We start from the raw sequence: 17,197 nt of genomic DNA, 5'->3' as shown, positions 1-17,197 counted from the left end.
ATGGCGGCGAACGGGCTGCGGGTTCCCGTGGCTCACGACGCGTCCTCTCCTGTGCCGACGCCCACGCCGACCCTTGCGCCGACGCCCGATGGCAGCGGCGAACCACGATTGATCATGAGGGCCAAGGTAGTTGGCGTACGGCGCTGTCGCGATCAGGCCGACCGGGAGCATGGTCGTCGGCGCGACAACTCGGGGAACAAGCCGGTGAACCTCGCCCCGAAGTTCATCGACTTCCGCATGGGCGCACTGATCACTGGTGTCGTGGGCGTGCTCATCCTCCGTGGAAGCTGATCGAGACGCCAGAGCTCTACATCTTCGTCCGGCTGGGCGTCGTGGGCGGGCTGTTCGGCACGGTCGCCGGAATCCTGATCGCCGACTGCCGACTGCCGACTGCCGACTGCCGACTGCCGACTGCCGACTGCCGGGTGGAACCTGCGGGCCGTCGCGGCCTTCACGGTCGGGGGTCTGCCCGCCGTGGGCGGATCGCATTCGACGCCGGGGAAGGGACCGTTCCGCGAGGACGGGCACATTCCGGTCCTCAAGCCGCTCTTGGACAGCCCTTGGGGGTGGGCCATCGGACTCGCCTCGGCGCTGGTCGTTCATGTGGGGCTCATGGCGGTGGGCGGGCGCGAAGGCTCCGGGGCAGGCCGGTCGGCGGCCTAGACTGGTCCCGCGCGTACGAGACCTCCGTACGCGCGAGTCCAGGTGTGGAGGGAGGACGACCGTGGAAGCGGACGGAGCAGCCGGAGTGGACGGCACCGGCTTCAATGATCCATCGGCCGATGTCCTCGCCGAGGCGGCCGCGGCATTCGGTCTGCTCGCCTCCTCCGCGCGGCTGCACATCGTGTGGGCGCTCGCGCAGGGCGAGAGCGACGTGACCGGTCTCGCGGACCGGGTCGGCGGCGCGCTGCCCGCGGTCAGCCAGCATCTGACCAAACTGAAGCTCGCCGGTCTCGTCCGCTCCAGGCGCGAGGGCCGACGCCAGGTCTACTTCGTCGACGACGCGGACGTGGTGACCGTGGTGCGCCTGATGGTCGGCCAGCTGACCGACCGGGCCGACGGCGTCGGACAGGCCGACGTCGCCGATCATGCCGCGCAGTCTCCCGGACGCCGGCTCCGCGGCCTTGGCGCCTGAGGCCGCTGCCGGTGGGCTCACCTCCCTGGAGGTGCTGCGCCAGGTGGACAGCGGCCCGCGCGGCCTGACCGACGCGGAAGCCGAGCGGCGCGGTGCCCGGTTCGGCGAGAACACCCTTCCCGACCGGCGTGCGGTGTCATGGCCGCGGCTCTTCGGCCGCAGCCTGCGCGATCCGTTCACCGCGGTGCTGCTCTGCCTCGGCCTGGTCTCGGCCACCGTCGCCTCCTGGGGCACCGCCTGCGTGATCCTGTGCCTGGTCGTCGTCAGCGGAGTGCTGCGGACGTCCGGTGAGCACCGCGCCGACCGGTCCATGACCGCGCTGCGCGCACTGGTGGCCACCACCGCGACCGTGCTGCGCCGCGCGGAGCGGGACGAGAGCCCCGAGGAGCGGGAGATCCGGGTCGAGGACCTCGTGCCAGGAGACGTGGTGCGGCTCGGCCCCGGCGACCTCGTCCCCGCCGACGTACGACTGCTGCGCGCGAGCGGGCTGAGCGTGCGCCAGGCGGCGCTGACCGGGGAGTCGGCGCCGGTGCCCAAAGCCGCCGCCGACGTACCGGGCCCGCTGCGCCCCGACGGAGCCTTCGAGCAGCCTCATCTCTGCTTCCAGGGCAGCAGTGTCGCCTCGGGCAGCGGCACCGCGGTGGTCCTCGCGACCGGGGCGCGCACCCGGTTCGCCGCCGCGCACGGCATGCACGGGCGGCGACGCGGGCCGAGCGCCTTCGACCGCACCGTGCACGGCATCTCCTGGGTCCTCATCCGGTTCATGCTGCTGACCCCGCCGCTCGTCCTGATGGCCAACGCCGCCCTGCGCGGGCGCGGCCTGGAGACCCTGCCGTTCGCGGTCGCCGTGGCGGTCGGCCTGACGCCGGAGATGCTGCCGGTCATCGTCACCATCTGCCTGGCGCGCGGGGCCTCCCTGCTGGCCCGTACACACGGGGTGATCGTCAAAAGGCTGCCCGCGCTGCACGACCTCGGCGCCGTCGACGTCCTGTGCCTGGACAAGACCGGCACGCTCACCGAGGACCGCCCCGTCCTCGACCGCACCCTGGGCGCCGACGGCCGGGCCGCCCCCGACGCGCTGCACTGGGCCGCGGTCAACTCCTGGTGGACACTCCAGCTCGCCGAGCTGCCCGCCGCCGACCCGCTCGACGACGCGGTCCTCGACGCCGCGGACGACGGCGGTGACGCGGCGATGCGGTACGACGGCGTCGCGGCGCTCCCCTTCGATCCCGTACGCCGCCTCGCCACCGCCGTCGTACGCGGCCCCGGCAGCCTCGGCACCCACACGCTCGTCGTCAAAGGCGCGGTCGAGGCCGTACTGGAACGCTGCGTGCTCGACGACTCCGAGCGCGAGCGGCTCCTGTCCCTCGCCGCCCAGGAGGCACAGGGCGGCCTGCGCCTCCTCGCGGTCGCCACCGCGCAGCGGCCCGCCCGCACCCGCGCCTACACCCCGGCCGACGAGCGCGGCCTGACCTTCCACGGCTTCCTCACCCTGCGGGACGCACTCGCCCCGACCGCCGCCACCGCCCTGCGGGACCTCGCGGAGAGCGGCATCACCGTCAAGATCCTCACCGGCGACCATCCGGGGACGGCGGAGCGGGCCTGCCGCGAACTGGGGATCGGCGTCGGCGGCGTCCTCACCGCCGACCGTGTCGACGGCCTCACCGACGCGGAACTCGCCGACACCGCCGGGCGCACCACCGTCTTCGCCCGCTGCACCCCCGAGCACAAGGCCCGCATCACCGAGGCACTGCGGTCCCGCGGGCACACCACCGGGTTTCTCGGCGACGGGGTCAACGACATGCCCGCGCTGCGGGCCGCCGACGTCGGCATCGCTCCGCGGGCCGCCGTGGACGTCGTACGCGAGAGCGCCGACGTGGTGCTCGCCGACAAGGACCTCACCGCGATCGGCCACGCGGTCCTCGCGGGACGCCACAGCAGCGGAAACATCGCCACGTATCTGCGCGTCACGCTCTCCTCGAACCTCGGCAACGTCATCGGGATGCTCTGCGCGGGACTCCTGCTGCCGTTCCTGCCGATGCTCCCCGCGCAGGTCCTCGTGCAGAACCTGTGCTTCGACGCCGCGCAGCTCTCCTTCGCCTACGAGCGTCCGCACCCGGCGGTCCTGCGCCGCCCCACCGTGCTGCGGCCCCGAGCCTTTCTGCGCTTCATCACCGGTTTCGGCGCTCTCAACGCCCTCGCCGACCTCGCCACCTTCGTCCTCCTCGCGCTCGCCCTGCACGGCCCCGGTGCTGTGGACGACCAGGCGATGTTCCACTCCGGGTGGTTCACCGAGAACCTGCTGACCCAGGGCCTCGTGATGCTGCTCCTGCGCACCGGCCGCCGCCGGGCCGAGGGCAGGACGCCCGGCCCGGTCGTCCTGTCGGTGGCCGCGCTTGCCGCCGTCGGCCTGCTCCTGCCGCTGTCGCCACTGGGCCCACTCCTGGGCATGACGGCTCTGCCGGGCCCGTACTACCTGCTGCTCGCGGTGGTGCTCGGTCTTTACGCGGCCGCGCTCGCGGCAGCGCGGCGACGGTGGGACGTCAAGGCGTAGTCAGCCCCTGGTCGCCTGTAGTCAGATCCTGGGCACCCGTCGTCAGCCGTAGGAGAGGTCGGAGCACGGGTTGTCGTCGGCGGAACGGGCGTCGTCGGCGACCTTGGAGGGGACGGACTCCGGCTCACCGGAGGCGGAGGCGGAGGGCGAGGTCGAGGGGGCGTCGGCGTACGACTGGCCGAGAGTGACGGTGAGGCCGGACGCCGTCGCGGACTCCAGTTCCGCGCCCGGGAACAGGCGGGCGACGGACTTGGCCCTGGCCTGCTCGCCGGGGCCGTACGCGATCACGGTGGTGGCATGGTCCTGGTTGCCGGCCGTCGCGGTGCCGGTGACCTCGAAATCGTGTTCGGTGAGGGTCTCGGCGGCGCGGGCGGCGAGGCCGGTGACCGTGGTGCCGTTCTGCACGGCCACGGTGGCGCCGTCGCCGGAGACCGGTGCGGTGGTCGTCGCGTCTGCGGAGGGCGTCTTCTTCTTGCCGGTCTTGCCGTTCTTGCCGCTGGCGTCCGTTCCGTCCAGTGTGCGGTCGTTCTTGAGCGACGCCCACAGCGCGTTGGCGTCCGGCTGGACGATGGCGACCCGCGAACCCTTGTACCGCCAGGGGATGGTGACGAACTTGGTGTTGCTCAGGTCGACGTCCTTCAGGGACATCGCGAACGAGATGAGCTTGTCCGCGGAGCCGAGGCCGGGGTCGACGGTCATTGAATTCGTTGCGGCGTCCGCGAGCGGAAGCAGCTTGGTGGGAGTGAGGCCGTCGCTCTTGACCTTCTTCAACAGGCTGGCGACGAATGCCTGTTGGCGCTTGATCCGGCCTATGTCGGAGCCGTCGCCGATGCCGTGCCGGATGCGTACGTAATCAAGGGCCTTCTGGCCCGACACCTCCTGCTCACCCTCGGCGAAGAGGCGCTTTCCTCTGGTGGCACGGCTTGGATTGAGGTCGCGTTGATAGATGTCCTGCGGCAGGCACACCTTCACCCCGCCCACCACGTCCGTCAGCTCCGAGAACCCCTTGAAGTCGACGACGACTGTGTGGTCGACGCGCAGTCCGGTGAGGTGTTCGACGGTGTTCTGGGTGCAGGCGGGGTTGCCCTTGGCGGTCTCGCCGACGGAGTACGCGGCGTTGAACATGGCGTTGGACTGTTCCTTGGTCCAGCTTCCGTCCGGCAGCTTGCAGGGTGGGACGTCCACGAGGGTGTCGCGGGGGATCGATACGGCGACGGCGTGCCGGTGGTCGGCGTAGACGTGCAGCAGGAAGGCGGTGTCGGAGCGCCCTATGTCGCTCTTGTCGCCGCCGCCGAGCGCGCTGTTCCCGTCGGTGCGGGCATCCGAGCCGATGACCAGGACGTTCTCGCCCTTGGAGGCGTCCGCGTCGGGCCGGTCGCCGGAGACGCCGTCCGCCGCGAAGGTGTCGATGTTGCCGTTCAGCCTGAAGTACACCCACCCGGCGCCGGCCGTCGCGAGGACAAGGAGCGACAGGCCGATGCAGAGCATGAGCCGCGCACGGCTGCGCTTGCGCCGACGGCCGCGTCCAGCTGCACGGTGGCTGGTTGTCATGGGTGCGCCCTATCCGTCCGAGTCGTTCCGCCTTCATGGAGAGGGACCTCCGGGCCCGCCCCATGGTTGTACAGTTGCGCAATGTAGCAAGCTTTTCTGAGGCTACCGACAGCCGATCGGCGGCTGAGACATCTACGGAGAAGGGCGGACGACGATGATTCGTAACGGACTGGAACCCTGGCATCTGCTCATCGTGGGGATCGTGGTCATCGTGCTGTTCGGCTCGAAGAAGCTGCCGGACACCGCCCGCGCGGTGGGCAAGTCCCTGCGGATCCTCAAGAGCGAGACCAAGGCGATGAAGGACGACGGGGAGCGGGGAAGGGTTGAGCGGGCCGGGGAGCGTGCCGAGCAGCCTGAGGAGAAGAGCGAGCGGCTGGGAGAGCGCAGAGCGGACTGAGCGGCGGGGAGGGCGCAGAGCGGACTGAGCGGCGGGAGAAGGGCTCAGGCCTGGCGCACCGCCGTCACGGTGTCGGCGGTGTCACCGGTGTCGTCGCTACGGTCGTGAGGCCTCCTTGGCGTGGTGGCCGGAGGGGCGTGCCGCGAGTGTGCTCTCGATGCGGTCGACTGCCGTGAACGCGCCGTACGCGATCAGGTGCACGAGGCAGTGGTCGCTGAACGGCGGCTTCTTCCAGGCCGCCACGTCCTCGTCGGTGATGCGGTACGGAGCGAGCGCGGCGAGGAGTGCGAGCCGCGCCCCCGGGCGGGACGCGCGGTCGGGCAGGGCGTCCCAGGGCAGCGGCGGATGCGCGCCGTCCCATGCCGCCACCGTCGCCTGTACGAGGGCTTGGTCGGCCTTGTCGAGCAGGCCCGCGCCCATCGCCGCCGCGGCACGGAGTGCGGCGTACGCGGAGCCGATGGGCGTGCCTGCGGCCCAGGCGGGACCGGGCTGAGGATCGTCGAGCAGGGACAGCGCGTCGCCGGGGTCGACGGTGCGGCGGACCGCCTTCTGGAGGGTGCGACCTCCGAGCGAGCGCACCGCCCGGAAGCGCTGTGCGTTGCCCGGCAGCATGTCCTCGGTGATCAGCGACGAGGCGACGCGGTTGATGAAGTGGAAGGAGAGCGCGGTGCCGATGTGGGCCGGGGCGTGCGCGCGGGGGAACGGCGGCCGGACGAGCTCGGGCGCCCGCGGGGTCCGGGTGGCCCGGGCCCAGGCGAGCAGCCGCGCCTGGTCCGGGTCCTCGGGCCGCTCGCCGCGCAGCACCCGCTCGGCGACGCGGTGGTCGCCGGTGGCGTGCAGCATCACCGTGTGCGCGCTCACGCAGAACGGGCAGCGGTTGGCGAGCGAGACGCCCAGGGCCACCAGCTCCCGGTCGGTGCGGGTGGTGCCCCCACTGCCGAAGGTGTCGTCGCCGCCGACCAGCAGTGACTCGCGGAGCAACGCCCAGGTGGCGGTGAAGAGTTCGGGCGCCGGGGAGAGGGCGACCAGTGGCGCGGGCTCCGCGATGCCGAAGTCGCCGGCCATCTGCGCATAGGCCTCGGCGGTCCTGCCGGTCGCGGATTTCGGGAGTACGGGATCGGTGTATCGGAAGGTTGCCATGACCCGATGGTCCGGGCGCCGGGTGCCTCGGGTCGTCGTCCGGCGGGAGGCAGTTGGAGGTACGTCGCCGGGGTGGTGCGGGTCTGTTCCTACTACGTGGGGAGTAGTGCGGGAGCAGTCTGCTGGGGTGACGCGGTTGTCAGTGGCGCCCTCTATGGTTCTGAACACGGCGGGGGATGCGCCGATGTGGGGGATGCGAGGACACGGGGGCGGAGATGGCGGGGGATGGGGCGGGGAGAGCTGCGGGGCAGGTGAACATGCGCGACCGGGTGCGGAATCGGGTGCGGCAGGCGTGGGTCGGTGACGCGGTCCTCGCGGTCGTGGTGGGCGTGATCGCCGGGGTCGCTGCGGGCCTGGGAGACGGCGGCGCGGGGTTCTTCGACTACGTCCTGATCGGGGCCGGTTCGCTGGCTCTCGCCGCCCATCGGAAGGCGCCGCGCGCCGTGCTCGCGGTCAGCACGGCGTTCCTGCTCGGCGAGGTGTTGTACGGGGGCGCGAGCAGTGTCGCGGCGATTCCGGTGGTGGCCGCCGCGCACACGGCGGCACGCGCGGGCCACCGGGGCGTCGCCGCCGCTGCCGCCGGGGTGTTCCTCGTGGGCTTCGCGGTCGTGGGGGAGGCCGGGGAGGCGTCGGGCGACGTCGTGCAGCGGACGCTGCTGCTGGCGGGCTGGTTCCTGTGCGCCCTCGTCACGGGCCTCGCGGACAGGAACTGGCAGGCGTATCTGCGCCAGACCGAGCAGCGGGCCCTGGAGGCCGAGCGGACCCGCGAGGAGGCGGCGCTGCGCAGGGCGGGCGAGGAGCGGCTGCGGATCGCACGCGAACTGCACGACTCGCTGACGCACAGCATCTCGATCGTCAAGCTCCAGGCGGGCGTCGCCGTGCACCTCGCACGCAAGCGTGGCGAGGACATACCGCCCGCGCTGCTCGCCATTCAGGAGGCGAGCGGTGAGGCCATGCGGGAACTGCGGTCCACACTGACCGTGTTGCGCACGGACGAGCCGACGGGGAGCCCCGCGCTGCTCGTCGAGCGTGCGCGGGCGGCGGGGCTCGTCGTGGAGCTCGCGGTGCGGGGCCGGGAGCGGACTCTGACCGGTGACTTGGAGCGGGCGGTGTACCGGATCGTGCAGGAAGGCCTCACCAACGCGGCACGCCATGCGGGTGGATCCGCCGAGGTGACGGTCGGTCTCGACTACGGGGAGCGGGTGTTGGGGGTGTGGGTGGAGGACGACGGGGCCGCCATCGCGGGGCGCCCATCGGTGGAGGGGATCGGGCTCACGGGGATGCGGGAGCGCGTCAGTTCCCTGGGTGGGACGCTGCGGGCGGGGCCGCGGGTCGAGGGAGGGTTTCTGATGCGTGCCGAACTGCCCCTGGAGGGCGGCGGGTTGATGTCCGGGGCGCCCGTGGGGGAAACGCGTCAGCCTGCCGCGCAGGGGGAGGGCCGGTGATCCGGGTGGTGCTCATCGACGATCAGGCGTTGATGCGGGCCGGGTTCCGTGCGCTGCTGGAGGCCGAGGACGGTATCGAGGTGGTGGGGGAGGCCGCCGACGGGGAGCGCGGGGTCGCTCTCGTGCGGGAGTGTGTGCCGGACGTGGTGCTCATAGACGTACAGATGCCGGTGATGACCGGGATCGAGGCGACGCGGCGGATCGCCGCCGACCCCCGCCTCGACGGCGTACGCGTCGTGATCCTCACCAACTACGGCCTCGATGAGTACGTCTTCGACGCCCTGCGTGCCGGTGCCAGCGGCTTTCTGCTCAAGGACACGGAGCCCGCCGACCTGCTGCACGGCATCGAGATCGTCGCGCGCGGCGACTCTCTGCTCTCGCCCTCGGTGACCAGCAGACTGATCGGCGAGTTCGTGTCGCGGCCTCCGGACCGGGCCACCGCGCCGGGCCTGGAGAGCCTCACCCGCCGCGAGTGCGAGGTCACCGCGCTGGCCGCGCGCGGGCTGACGAACGAGGAGATCGCCACACACATGGTGATCAGCCCGTTCACGGCGAAGACGCATGTGAGCCGGGCGATGACGAAGCTGGGCGCGCGTGACCGGGCCCAACTGGTCGTCTTCGCCTACGAGTCGGGACTCGTCGCGGCCCGTAACGCGGCTCCGTGAGGGAAGGGGCGAGTTTCGTGAAGTCAGGAACGTGAGGCCGGAAGGGGGAAATTCTGGCCATGGCATGATCTCCGCGTGACCGCCATACCGTTCAGACACGTCGCCCGGGTGAGACGCCTCGCCGCCCTCGCGGCCGTGGCCCTGCTCGCCTCCGGATGCGGGCTCTCGGAGGAGTTGGAGCGGGAGCGGGATCCCGGACGGACGGCGCCTGCGGAGAGCGACCGGTCCGGCGCGGGGGACGGTCGGGCCGCCCCGACGGCGGCTCTTCCGGACACTTCGACCGGCAAACCCGTCGAGACGGGACCGTCGGAGGTGCCCGTCGCGCCCTCGGCCTCCTGCCCCGCCTCCGGCGTCCGCATCGAGTCGGGCATCGTCAGCTCTGCCATGGGTCTGCGCGCGATGAGCGTGACCCTCACCAACTGCGGCAAGGGCGTCTACCGCCTGAAGGGCTACCCCGAGCTGCGGGTACTCGACGAGCACCGCGAGCCCCTCGACGTACAGATCCTCGAAGGCACCGCACCCATCATGACCAGAGACGACGACCCCGGCCCGAACCACCCCGTCTCGCTCAAGAAGGGCGAGGCGGCCTACACCGTGCTCGTCTGGCGCAACACCGTCACCGACACGACCACGACCGCCGTCAGCGGCACCTATGTGAAGGTCACCCCGGTGCCGGGGGCCCGCTCCGGGACCGTGACCCCGGAGGGCCGCATCGACCTCGGCAACACCGGCCGCATCGGCACGACCGCCTGGCAGCGGGAGCCTGCGGACGACACGGACGCGTCCAGGCCTACGGCACCCGCGCCGTCCACTCCGGCGAGCTGAACTTCGTCCGGGCCAGCTCCCGCGCCCTCGCCATCTCCTCGTCCGTGGCCTTGCCCGCCGTCAGGCCGTACCGCGCGCGGAAGGAGTCGAGCATCCGCTCGATCACGGCCTCGCGGGGGAGCCCCGTCTGGCGGCGCAGCGGATCCACGCGCTTCTTCGCGCTCCTCGTGCCCTTGTCCGAGAGCTTTTCGCGGCCGATGCGGAGCACCTCGACCATCTTCTGAGCATCGATGTCGTACGACATCGTCACGTGGTGCAGCACCGCGCCGTGCCCGCCCGCGACCCGCTTCTGGGCGGCACCCGCGACCTTCCCGGCGTCGGTGGCGATGTCGTTGAGCGGTTGGTACCAGGCGTTGATGCCCATATCGCCCAGGGCTTCGAGGACCCAGTCGTCCAGATAGGCGTAACTGTCGGCGAAGGACAGGCCCTGTACGAGGGAGTCCGGGACCGAGAGCGAGTACGTGATGGCGTTGCCCGGCTCGCAGAACATGGCGCCGCCGCCGCTGATCCGGCGCACCACCTGCACGCCGTGCCGCTCGGTGCCCTCCTGGTCCACTTCGTTGCGCAGGGACTGGAAGCTGCCGATGACGACGGCCGGGGACTCCCACTCCCATACGCGCAACGTGGGCGGGCGGCGTCCGGCGGCGACCTCCTCGGTGAGCACCTCGTCCAGGGCCATGAGCAGGGCGGGGGACTGCGGGGCCTCGTGGATCAGCTGCCAGTCGTAGTCGGTCCAGTCGGTGGCGTGCGCGAGGGCGCGGCGCACCGCGACACCCACACCCTCCGATGTGAGTCCGTAGAGCACGGAGCCCGCCGGAAGCGCCGCGTCGATGCGCGCGGCGAGGCCCGCCGCGTCGGTGTCGGCGGGGGCGCCTTCCAGCGCGTGACTCAGGGCGTCGAACGCCTCGTCAGGTTCGAGGAAGAAGTCCCCCGCCACCCGCACATGCCGCAGCACGCCGTCCTCGACCTCCAGATCCACGACGACGAGCTTGCCGCCGGGGACCTTGTACTCACCGTGCACTGTGTTTCCTCCGGGCCTTGCCGAATCGCGAGCGTGCCGGTCATGACATGCCGATCACGAACGTGCCGATCACGAACGTGCCGAATCGCGAACACCATCAGTCTGCGATTTCATATCAGGACAACTCGACCCACTAGGGATAGATTCCCGCACAGGGTGGTCAGTCGTTCCTCGGCACCGGCCCTGACGGGAGCTGACGGGCAATCCATGAGCCACGCTGAGACGGGTGACCCCGGCGCGAGTGACGAGGCCGCCACCGTCGGCGCGTCACCGGCCGTCAAACTGACGCTGACGACGCTGACGACGACGGTCGTTGGCTCGATGGCCGGCGCGGTCGTCCTGATCGTCACGATGTTCTCCGACGACGCGTTCAACTTCGCGCTCGACCCGACCAGCGCGCTGAGCCACACCCCGTTCCTGCTCGCGGCCGGTTTCGCCGTCAAGATCGCCATCGGGTCCGGCCGTCAGGGCCAGGACGTGGCGGTCGCCGGGAAGAGCACCCGCGGTGAACTCAGTTCGTCCTGGTCTCCTTCATCCGTCCTCAACGCCCCCGCGACCCTCCTGTTCGTCAAGGCCCGGCGGGAACAGGACCGGCGTCTGTTCTCCCCGCGCGAGGCCGTCACCTGCTGGGTCTCGATCGCCTGTTGCCACCGACCGACGAAAGGCGCACCGTGACAAGCCTCGACACCCCCGCCACACCGCCGTTCGGTGTCCACTCCGAGGTCGGCAGGCTGCGCAAGGTGCTGGTCTGCGCGCCGGGACTCGCGCACCGCAGGCTGACCCCCACCAACGCCGACGACCTGCTCTTCGACGACGTCATGTGGGTGGAGAACGCCCAGCGCGACCACGCGGACTTCGTCATCAAGCTGCGGCAGCGCGGCGTGGAGGTCGTCGAGCTGCACGACCTGCTCGCCCAGACCATGGCGATCCCCGGGGCGAAGGACTGGCTCCTCGACCGGAAGATCACCGCGAACGAGGTCGGCCTCGGGCTCATCGACAACACCCGCGCCTTCCTGGAGACGCTGGAGCCCCGGCAGCTCGCCGAGTACCTCATCGGGGGCCTGTCCGCCGCGGATCTGCCGGACGAGTTCCGCTCCGGCTATGTCGCGCTCGTACGCGAATCCACCGGCGTACGCGAGTACCTGATGCCGCCGCTGCCGAACACGCTCTACACCCGCGACACGACGTGCTGGCTGTACGGGGGTGTCACGCTCAACCCGCTGTACTGGCCGGCCCGGCACGACGAGACGCTCCTGATGAAGGCCGTCTACCGGTTCCACCCCGAATTCACCGGTGCCACGGTGTGGTGGGGCGACCCCGAACTCGACTGGGGTCAGGCGACGTTCGAGGGCGGCGACATCATGCCCGTCGGCAACGGCGTCGTCCTGATGGGCATGAGCGAGCGCACCTCGCGCCAGGCCGTCACCCAGGTCGCCTCCGCGCTGTTCGAGAACGGCGCGGCCGAGCGGGTCGTCGTCGCCGGTATGCCCAAGCTGCGGGCCGCGATGCACCTCGACACCGTCTTCACCTTCGCCGACCGTGACATCGTCACGCTCTACCCGAAGATCATGGACGCCGTGCACTCCTTCACGCTGCGCCCCAGCGACAAGGCGGTGGGTATCGAGATCACGGACGAGGGCTCGCGTGCGTTCGTCGACGTGGTCGCGAGGTCACTCGGTCTTCCCGGGCTGCGCGTGATCGAGACGGGCGGAGACGTCTACGCCTCCGAGCGGCAGCAGTGGGACAGCGGCAACAACGCCGTCGCCCTGGAACCCGGCGTGGTCTTCACCTACGACCGCAACACCCAGACCAACACCCTGCTGCGCAAGGCGGGTGTCGAGGTCATCACCATCGTCGGCGCCGAACTCGGCCGCGGTCGCGGCGGCGGGCACTGCATGACGTGCCCGCTCATCCGTGACGCCGTCGACTTCTGAGGTGCCGCGGGCGCGTGATGTCGCTCGTTCTCGCAGAAGACCGCCTCCCCGATGGAATCGAAGGCCTCCGAGGCCGCCGAGTCGGCCCGCGCCTCGGCCTCCGAGGCACAGGCCCGGTACTGCACGAGACAAGGGCGGCGGCCGTCACCGCGGCGGTGAGCGTGAGGGCGGTGGACACCACGGGCCCGCGGCGCCGCTTCCCGCTGGGCGGCATGGGGTTCATTCGGCGCGGTCCTTTCCCTGCTGCCGATGGCTGCTGATGCTTGTCGCGAGGGGGCGGCGTCAGTACCTCAGGGCGCAGGCGATCCGGCCCCGGTCGGCGAGCGTGCCTTCGGGTACGAAACGGACCTGGGCGCCGGTGTCCAGGGCCCGCTCGACGATGTCGTCGACCACGTCGTCCACCGCGTCGAGATCGTCGGACTCGGCGGGCACCAGATGCCCGCCGTCGTCGCGCACGGTCGCCTGGTAGGTCTCCTCCACGGCGAGGAGGCGGACCCGGTCCGCCGTGACGTTCTGCCAGACCTCGTCGAGTCCGGCGGCGTACTGGTGTCGGCCCTGTGCCGCGTCCAGCTCATGCAGCGTGGAGGCGAGTTCGGCCTTGTTCCGGGCCGCGAGGAAGGGGCGCACCGTCTGCCACACCGCTTGCGCCGGGCCGTGGGCCAGGCCGCCGTGCGGCACCCTCGTGGCTCCCTTGGTGATCGACCCGGCGTCATCGATGAGGGAGAGCGCCGCGGCCTCCCCGGCCACGAACAGGGGGCGCGGATGGGCGCGGAGCACTCCGGCCGCCGCCGAGTCCGCCTCGCGCAGGAACTTGCGGGTCTGCTCGTCGCGGAAGGTGCTCGGCAGGTCGCCGATCCGCTCCTTGCGCTCGGCGTCCGGGTCGTCGAGGCTCCGGGTCAGCGGGAATCCGTCCGTCTTGTGCTGGGTGACCCGCTCGGGGGCGCCGCTCCACAGCGTGACGCGGTCGGCCGAGACGGCGAGGACCCAGTAGGGGCGCTCGGCGGCCTGGGCCGCGACGACGTTGCGCGTCAGGAAGGTGTCCGAGAGCACCACCCTCGACGGCACCGTCCTGGCAAGGGACCACACCTGGTGCTCCCCGGGAGCGGCGAAGACGGCGAGCCCCTCCTCGGCGTGCACGAGATCGATCTCCGCCACCGCCCGGTCGAGCTGCGCGGCCACCTCGGCCCGCTGCTCCCTGGCCACGGCGGGGTCGGACTTCAGCCGCTCCTTGGCCTCGGCGACGAGGTTGCGGAGCCGCACGGGGTCCTGGGCGTTGTCCGGCTCCCTGCGGTGGGTCGGCAGCAGGACCGTGACGGCGGGGTAGGGGCGCGGCAGACGCAGCCCGGCCAGCGTGGCCGGGTCGAGGGAGGGGTGCATGGACGTCACCCTTTCGGGGCGGGGCGGCGGATGAGGGACCTCCGGAGAGGTCGTTACGCCATGAGATGCACCCTATGCCGGTTCCATGATCAGGGCATATCGCCCGGAGGTGGTCACTTCAGCGGGGCGGTAGCCGCCCCGCAGAGCGAGGGCCCCGGGGCGCGGACCGGGGCCCGGGGCCGGTTCACGGGGGATTCATCTCGTATCCAGCCCCCGTACAGCCGAGCCGCACGGATTGTCAGTCCGGCGTGCTCTCATGGAGACATGATCGAAGCGATCGAAGACTTTCTTGTACGTGGCGTTCCCGATGTCGAAGAAGCACTCCGCAAGGCCGCCGCAGCCGAGGTCATGCCGCGGTTCCGGCAGCTCGCCGACGACGACGTCGTCCAGAAGGGCGGACCGCACGACCTGGTGACCGTCGCCGACCGGCTCGCCGAGGAGCACCTGACGGCAGCCCTCATCACCCTGCTCCCCGGCTCCGTCGTCGTGGGAGAAGAAGCGGTGCACGCGGACCCCTCGATCTACGAGGCGATAGGCACCGACGCGCCGGTGTGGATCGTCGACCCGGTCGACGGCACACGGCAGTTCGTGCGCGGCGACCCCGGGTTCTGCATGCTGATCGCGCTGGCGTGGCGCGGAGAGGTGCTCGCTTCCTGGACGTACGCCCCCGCGCTCGACGAGATGGCCGTCGCGGTGCGCGGCAAGGGCGCCTGGCTGGACGGGGAGCGCCTTGTGGCCGGTTCGCCGGGGGAGGTCATCGAAGTGGCGACCTCGCACCCGGACTTCACCACGCCGGAGCAGAAGCACGCGCTGCTCGGCCTGCGCGTGCAGGGCGTCGCGCCGCGGCCCTGCGGTTCGGCGGGTCTTGAGTATCTGGCCATCGCCCGGGGGGAGTTGGACGCCGTCGCGTTCTCCTGGGAGCTCGCCTGGGACCACGCGGCGGGGCTGCTCCTCGTCTCCGAGGCCGGGGGCCGCAATCTGACCGCCGCCGGGGAGCCCTTCCGTATCGAGGGCGGGAACGCGCTGCCGTTCACGGCCGGCCGGGACGCGGCCACCGTCGACCGGGTGGTGGGGTTGCTGTCGGCCGCAGCCTGATCTGCGGGGCACTGCGCGGCGGCTCGAGGTGGAAAGCCACGGTGGCGACCTCGAACTCGGCGACGGTGCCGGCGTCCGGCCAGTCCTCGGGGTCGAACGGCAGCTGCAGCATGTCCACGAAACCGGCGATCGGCAGCCCCAGGTCGACGAAGAGCCCGACCGTCCCCGGGCCCCACGGCAGGACGCTGACCGTGCCGGTCAGACGGGTGCCATGAGGCAGCGGGCCACCCGTTTCCGGTGCCGAGACGTTCCGGCTGTGGCGGGCACGCTGCCACGCCGCCTCGAAATCCGCCTCGGAGACCGGTTCCCCGATGCTGACGGGGCCGTTCGCGAGCTCGCCGTACTTCGCCTCGTACAGCTGCGCCCCCAGCATCTCGAACTTGTCGAGGACCCAGGCCAGTTCGGGGCGCGAGGACGCCACGGAAGCAGGACCGTGCGGACCGCGGAAGGACGCCTGACGTACGGCGATCGCCTCGCCCTGGGTCTCGAACCAGTCGTCGGAGCCCGCGTCAGCCTGGTGAAACCAGTACGTCACCCGTCAGAGGCTACCCGCGCCCACGGCGCTGTCGGTGGTCCCGCCTATCCTGGGCGGCAGAGGCCATCGGCTGACAAAGGAGTCCGAAGGTGCCGTCGATGCTTGATGCCGTCATCGTGGGGGCGGGACCGAACGGTCTGACCGCTGCCGTCGAGCTGGCCCGCCGCGGCTTCTCGGTGGCCGTGTTCGAGGCCAAGGACACCGTCGGCGGCGGTGCGCGGACCGAGGAGCTGACGCTTCCCGGGTTCCGGCACGACCCCTGTTCCGCCGCACACCCCCTTGGCATCAACTCGCCCGTTTTCCGCACCATGCCCCTCGACCGGTACGGCCTTGAGTGGCTCCAGCCGCAGCTGCCCATGGCGCACCCCTTCCTGGACGCAAGCGCCGCCGTGCTCTCCCGGTCCGTCGCCGAGACCGCCGCCTCGTTCGGGCCGCGGGACGCGGGGGCGTACCGACGCCTCATCGAGCCCTTCGTCGACAAGTGGGACACCCTCCTCCAGGACTTCATGGCGCTCCCGTCGACCGCCCTGCCGCGCGATCCCGTGACCCTCGCGCGCTTCGGCATCGCGGGTCTGCCACCCTCCACCTGGCTGATGCGGCGCTTCCGCGACGACCGGGCCCGCGCCCTGTTCGCGGGCCTCGTCGCCCATGTCATCGCCCCGCTCGGCGGAGTCGCCACCGGCGCGGTCGGCATGGTCTTCGCGCTGGCCGCGCACGCCCGCGGCTGGCCGGTCGCCCGGGGCGGCTCACAGTCGATCTCGGACGCGCTCACCGCGTACCTGAAGGACCTCGGGGGCGCGGTCCACACGGACTACGAGGTCAAGCGGCTCGACGATCTGCCGCCTGCGCGCGCGTACATCTTCGACACGTCACCCACCGCCCTCGCCCGGATCGCGGGTCTGGGACGGAGCTATGAGAACTATCGGTACGGCGCGAGCGTCTTCAAGGTCGATTACGCCTTGGACGGGCCCGTCCCCTGGACGGCGAAGGAGGCCCGGGTCGCGGGGACCGTGCAGATCGGGGCCGGCAGCGCGGAGATCGGCGCCGCGCTGCGCGCCGCTTCGCGCGAGAACCGCGCGCCCGATCCGCCGTTCCTGATCACCGTGCAGCCCAGCGTGGTCGACCCCTCCCGCGCGCCCGAGGGCAAGCAGGTCTTCTGGGCGTACGGGCATGTGCCGAACGGCTGGGACGGGGATCTCACCGACGCGATCGAGCGGCAGCTGGAGCGTTTCGCTCCCGGGTTCCGTGACCGCGTCCTCGCCCGCGCCACCGCGGGGCCCGCCGCACTGGCCACGCGCAACGCGAATTACGTCGGCGGTGACATCGCCTGCGGTGCCGCGAGCGGTATCCAACTGCTGCTCCGCCCCAAGCTCTCCCTCTTTCCGTACGGCACCGCGCACCCGGCCGTGTTCATCTGCTCGTCCGCGACGCCGCCGGGGCCCGGTGTGCACGGAATGTCGGGGCATAACGCGGCGAAGGCGGTCTGGCGCAGGTTCCGCGCGTCTTGACGGGTGCGTCTTGCC

General features: G+C 71.5%; 15 protein-coding genes and 1 pseudogene. 11 read left to right on the top strand and 5 right to left on the bottom strand.

Translation table 11 applies throughout. The annotated features are described in order from the left end of the window. Nucleotides 1–207 precede the first annotated feature (207 nt). From ACFVXC_RS03105 to mgtA, 3 genes and pseudogenes are all read left to right on the top strand, one after another. Nucleotides 208–663 (top strand): annotated as a pseudogene (locus ACFVXC_RS03105) (cytosine permease); the annotation flags it as partial. 61 nt (nucleotides 664–724) lie between these two features. Continuing rightward, nucleotides 725–1,135, top strand: a complete 411-nt coding sequence (locus tag ACFVXC_RS03100) for an ArsR/SmtB family transcription factor (RefSeq protein WP_389900885.1) — start codon at nucleotides 725–727, stop codon at nucleotides 1,133–1,135. After that, on the top strand, nucleotides 1,089–3,689 hold the full coding sequence (gene mgtA / locus ACFVXC_RS03095) for a magnesium-translocating P-type ATPase (protein ID WP_389900883.1): 2,601 nt from the start codon (nucleotides 1,089–1,091) through the stop codon (nucleotides 3,687–3,689). The genes ACFVXC_RS03100 and mgtA overlap by 47 nt, the downstream gene beginning before the upstream one ends. A gap of 42 nt (nucleotides 3,690–3,731) precedes the next feature. Here the strand turns inward: mgtA and ACFVXC_RS03090 are convergent, their stop codons facing one another. Continuing rightward, entirely contained in the window at nucleotides 3,732–5,240 is a 1,509-nt protein-coding gene (locus ACFVXC_RS03090) for an LCP family protein (RefSeq protein WP_389900881.1), read from the bottom strand. A gap of 154 nt (nucleotides 5,241–5,394) precedes the next feature. Between ACFVXC_RS03090 and tatA the strand changes: the two genes are divergently transcribed. After that, nucleotides 5,395–5,637: a Sec-independent protein translocase subunit TatA gene (gene tatA, locus ACFVXC_RS03085; protein WP_389900880.1), complete on the top strand. Its 243-nt coding sequence runs from the start codon at nucleotides 5,395–5,397 to the stop codon at nucleotides 5,635–5,637. A gap of 96 nt (nucleotides 5,638–5,733) precedes the next feature. Here tatA and ACFVXC_RS03080 read toward each other — a convergent pair whose 3' ends face one another. Continuing rightward, a complete protein-coding gene (locus ACFVXC_RS03080; protein WP_389900878.1) occupies nucleotides 5,734–6,777 on the bottom strand; it encodes a carboxymuconolactone decarboxylase family protein in 1,044 nt (347 codons plus the stop codon). 257 nt (nucleotides 6,778–7,034) lie between these two features. Here ACFVXC_RS03080 and ACFVXC_RS03075 point away from each other — a divergent pair, with 257 nt between their 5' ends. The 3 genes from ACFVXC_RS03075 to ACFVXC_RS03065 all read left to right on the top strand — a co-directional run bounded on the left by ACFVXC_RS03075 (nucleotide 7,035) and on the right by ACFVXC_RS03065 (nucleotide 9,712). Next, nucleotides 7,035–8,222 (top strand): sensor histidine kinase, encoded by a 1,188-nt coding sequence (locus ACFVXC_RS03075; RefSeq protein ID WP_389900876.1) that lies wholly within the window; start codon nucleotides 7,035–7,037, stop codon nucleotides 8,220–8,222. Continuing rightward, nucleotides 8,219–8,887 carry a response regulator gene (locus tag ACFVXC_RS03070; protein WP_389900875.1) on the top strand — a complete coding sequence of 223 codons (669 nt, stop codon included), beginning with the start codon at nucleotides 8,219–8,221 and terminating at the stop codon, nucleotides 8,885–8,887. Before ACFVXC_RS03075 ends, ACFVXC_RS03070 begins: the two co-directional genes overlap by 4 nt. Nucleotides 8,888–8,962: 75 nt before the next feature. Further along, nucleotides 8,963–9,712, top strand: coding sequence for a DUF4232 domain-containing protein (locus tag ACFVXC_RS03065; RefSeq protein ID WP_389900874.1), 750 nt, complete (start codon nucleotides 8,963–8,965; stop codon nucleotides 9,710–9,712). On the opposite strand, the gene ACFVXC_RS03060 is transcribed toward ACFVXC_RS03065, so the two are convergent. After that, on the bottom strand, nucleotides 9,678–10,733 hold the full coding sequence (locus tag ACFVXC_RS03060; RefSeq protein WP_389900872.1) for a lipoate--protein ligase family protein: 1,056 nt from the start codon (nucleotides 10,731–10,733) through the stop codon (nucleotides 9,678–9,680). The two genes, ACFVXC_RS03065 and ACFVXC_RS03060, sit on opposite strands and share 35 nt — an antisense overlap. A 207-nt stretch (nucleotides 10,734–10,940) precedes the next feature. Between ACFVXC_RS03060 and ACFVXC_RS03055 the strand changes: the two genes are divergently transcribed. Both ACFVXC_RS03055 and ACFVXC_RS03050 read left to right on the top strand, forming a co-directional pair. Then, nucleotides 10,941–11,408 carry a hypothetical protein gene (locus ACFVXC_RS03055; protein WP_389900870.1) on the top strand — a complete coding sequence of 156 codons (468 nt, stop codon included), beginning with the start codon at nucleotides 10,941–10,943 and terminating at the stop codon, nucleotides 11,406–11,408. Continuing rightward, complete coding sequence (locus ACFVXC_RS03050; RefSeq protein WP_389900868.1) at nucleotides 11,405–12,667, top strand: arginine deiminase; 1,263 nt, start codon at nucleotides 11,405–11,407, stop codon at nucleotides 12,665–12,667. Before ACFVXC_RS03055 ends, ACFVXC_RS03050 begins: the two co-directional genes overlap by 4 nt. A gap of 282 nt (nucleotides 12,668–12,949) precedes the next feature. Here ACFVXC_RS03050 and ACFVXC_RS03045 read toward each other — a convergent pair whose 3' ends face one another. Next, nucleotides 12,950–14,044, bottom strand: a complete 1,095-nt coding sequence (locus tag ACFVXC_RS03045; protein ID WP_389900867.1) for a chemotaxis protein — start codon at nucleotides 14,042–14,044, stop codon at nucleotides 12,950–12,952. A gap of 264 nt (nucleotides 14,045–14,308) precedes the next feature. Between ACFVXC_RS03045 and ACFVXC_RS03040 the strand changes: the two genes are divergently transcribed. Continuing rightward, nucleotides 14,309–15,139: an inositol monophosphatase family protein gene (locus ACFVXC_RS03040; protein WP_389900865.1), complete on the top strand. Its 831-nt coding sequence runs from the start codon at nucleotides 14,309–14,311 to the stop codon at nucleotides 15,137–15,139. On the opposite strand, the gene ACFVXC_RS03035 is transcribed toward ACFVXC_RS03040, so the two are convergent. Beyond that, nucleotides 15,075–15,674, bottom strand: coding sequence for a hypothetical protein (locus tag ACFVXC_RS03035; RefSeq protein WP_389900864.1), 600 nt, complete (start codon nucleotides 15,672–15,674; stop codon nucleotides 15,075–15,077). The genes ACFVXC_RS03040 and ACFVXC_RS03035 overlap by 65 nt on opposite strands. A gap of 98 nt (nucleotides 15,675–15,772) precedes the next feature. On the opposite strand from ACFVXC_RS03035, the gene ACFVXC_RS03030 reads away from it, so the two are divergent. Further along, nucleotides 15,773–17,182, top strand: coding sequence for a phytoene desaturase family protein (locus ACFVXC_RS03030; RefSeq protein WP_389900862.1), 1,410 nt, complete (start codon nucleotides 15,773–15,775; stop codon nucleotides 17,180–17,182). Nucleotides 17,183–17,197: the final 15 nt, after the last annotated feature.

It is taken from the genome of Streptomyces sp. NPDC058257 (assembly GCF_042881845.1).
Lineage (GTDB): Bacteria > Actinomycetota > Actinomycetes > Streptomycetales > Streptomycetaceae > Streptomyces.
This window is presented reverse-complemented; position numbering and strand designations above follow the sequence as displayed.

Excerpts from the sequence above, each read along its gene's own strand:
- mgtA (WP_389900883.1), top strand. The coding sequence starts at position 1,089 with ATGCCGCGCAGTCTCCCGGACGCCGGCTCCGCGGCCTTGGCGCCTGAG.
- ACFVXC_RS03090 (WP_389900881.1), bottom strand. The coding sequence starts at position 5,240 with ATGACAACCAGCCACCGTGCAGCTGGACGCGGCCGTCGGCGCAAGCGC.
- tatA (WP_389900880.1), top strand. The coding sequence starts at position 5,395 with ATGATTCGTAACGGACTGGAACCCTGGCATCTGCTCATCGTGGGGATC.
- ACFVXC_RS03080 (WP_389900878.1), bottom strand. The coding sequence starts at position 6,777 with ATGGCAACCTTCCGATACACCGATCCCGTACTCCCGAAATCCGCGACC.
- ACFVXC_RS03075 (WP_389900876.1), top strand. The coding sequence starts at position 7,035 with ATGCGCGACCGGGTGCGGAATCGGGTGCGGCAGGCGTGGGTCGGTGAC.
- ACFVXC_RS03055 (WP_389900870.1), top strand. The coding sequence starts at position 10,941 with ATGAGCCACGCTGAGACGGGTGACCCCGGCGCGAGTGACGAGGCCGCC.
- ACFVXC_RS03045 (WP_389900867.1), bottom strand. The coding sequence starts at position 14,044 with ATGCACCCCTCCCTCGACCCGGCCACGCTGGCCGGGCTGCGTCTGCCG.
- ACFVXC_RS03040 (WP_389900865.1), top strand. The coding sequence starts at position 14,309 with ATGATCGAAGCGATCGAAGACTTTCTTGTACGTGGCGTTCCCGATGTC.
- ACFVXC_RS03030 (WP_389900862.1), top strand. The coding sequence starts at position 15,773 with ATGCTTGATGCCGTCATCGTGGGGGCGGGACCGAACGGTCTGACCGCT.